The 1,595-nt window shown below is 39.1% G+C and carries 2 protein-coding genes; both read left to right on the top strand.

The genetic code is table 11. The features are described from left to right. On the top strand, positions 1-973 hold a 973-nt coding region (locus BQ8005_RS17130; RefSeq protein WP_159436303.1), incomplete at its 5' end, for an RHS repeat-associated core domain-containing protein. Then, the gene (locus tag BQ8005_RS16830) at positions 970-1,440 is read left to right on the top strand and encodes an NTF2 fold immunity protein (protein WP_075319341.1); all 471 of its coding nucleotides are present in this window, start codon (positions 970-972) and stop codon (positions 1,438-1,440) included. The genes BQ8005_RS17130 and BQ8005_RS16830, both read left to right, overlap by 4 nt. The last annotated feature ends 155 nt before the right edge of the window (positions 1,441-1,595 follow it).

Below are 1,595 nucleotides of genomic sequence, written 5' to 3'. Positions count from 1 at the left end.
CGGAACCAAGCTCCGCACGAAGCATGTCATCAACGGTACGACCACCACAACGGATTATTGCGGGAACGTGGTCTATGAAAACGGTGTGCAGAAGCTGCTGCTGACGGAAGCCGGTTACGTCACCCTGTCCGACCGGAAGTACCACTACTACCTGCAGGATCATCAGGGGAACAACCGGGTGGTGCTGAATCAGAACGGTACGGTAGAGGAGGTGAACCATTACTATCCCTTCGGAGGACTTTTCGCAAGCTCTACGAATGTCCAGCCTTACAAGTACAACGGGAAGGAATTGGATACGAAGAACGGTCTGAACTGGTACGATTACGGGGCACGACACTATGACCCGGCGCTGGGAAGGTTTACGACGGTGGATCCGATGGGGGAAGAATACTATGACATCAGTCCTTATGCTTATTGTGGGAACAATCCTATAAGGTTCATAGATCCTAATGGAATGAATTTTGGCCCAGGTGACCTATTCAAAACTCCAAGAGCTGCTGCTTTGGACTGGGGAATGTATTATAATGGAGCCTCCATTATACGTAAGCGTGAAATGGGTTCCTCTATTTATGAAGTTACAAAGAATGGAGATTTAAAATATGCTTATTCTGAAGCTGCGATAGGAGCAGAACATAAACTCCGAATCAGTAAAGCTCCACGTGGTAAACGAATCGTAGGAACAATTCACTCGCATGGTGGATATGATGAAAATTACAAGGATAACTCTTTTTTCAAAGCAGATTTAGCCAATAACCAGAAACTAAATACTGTAGGATATGTAGCGACTCCCAATGGAAGTTTATTGGAACATAATCCGAAAACGGGGAAAATAGAGATAATATCCGAAGAATTACCCAGTGATACAGAAGATCCTACTCGTAAAAATGAAATAATGCCTAAAGATAATCTTACCCCTAAACAACCATCAATTCTATCTAAAATAGAAAGTTGGCTTAAACAATTGTTTGAATGAATATGAAGTATTATGTATTATTCGGTATAATGTTACTGCTTTGCAGTTGTACTCACAAAAGTCATAATAATAAATCTGAAGGAGAGTTTCTTGTTTATACAGATTCTGCGTTGATTCAACATCTTTTGGAAAATAATGGTGTTAAAGCAGATTTTATTGTAGATACCTCATTAACACGTCTATATTTGGAAGATAAAGAGAATATGCATATTTCTAATCTTTGGAAAGGTGGAGAAGTCAAAACAGCAGCAGAAGCTTATCGAATAGCAGAACCTTATTTCCTTGCTATTAATCACGGGGACATTGAATTGGAAAAACCTATTCATATCAATTTGATAAATGATACGTTATGGGTAATCTATGGTTATCCTCAAGCCGTTGATGGAACTGTGTATTTTGGAGGTGAGATGTACATGGAAATTCAAAAATCAAATGGAATTATATTAAAAGTTATTTTGGGAGAATAATTTTTTGATGTAATATGTCAGATCAAACAAATGAAGGTGTGTCAAAAAGCACACCTTCTTTGTTTAGCACAAAGCCCCGACTTTCACAAGCTGGGGCTTTGTTATTACCTAAAGATTTTGTATCTTTAAGCCTAAAGATTTATACATATGGCAAA

This window comes from Bacteroides togonis (assembly GCF_900130135.1).
Classification (GTDB): Bacteria; Bacteroidota; Bacteroidia; order Bacteroidales; family Bacteroidaceae; genus Bacteroides; species Bacteroides pullorum.
The sequence above is the reverse complement of the archived record's forward strand: the minus strand, read 5'-3'. Positions and strand labels throughout refer to the sequence as shown.

Bases quoted from the DNA above. Each gene is read 5' to 3' on its own strand.
- BQ8005_RS16830 (WP_075319341.1), top strand. From the start codon at position 970: ATGAATATGAAGTATTATGTATTATTCGGTATAATGTTACTGCTTTGC.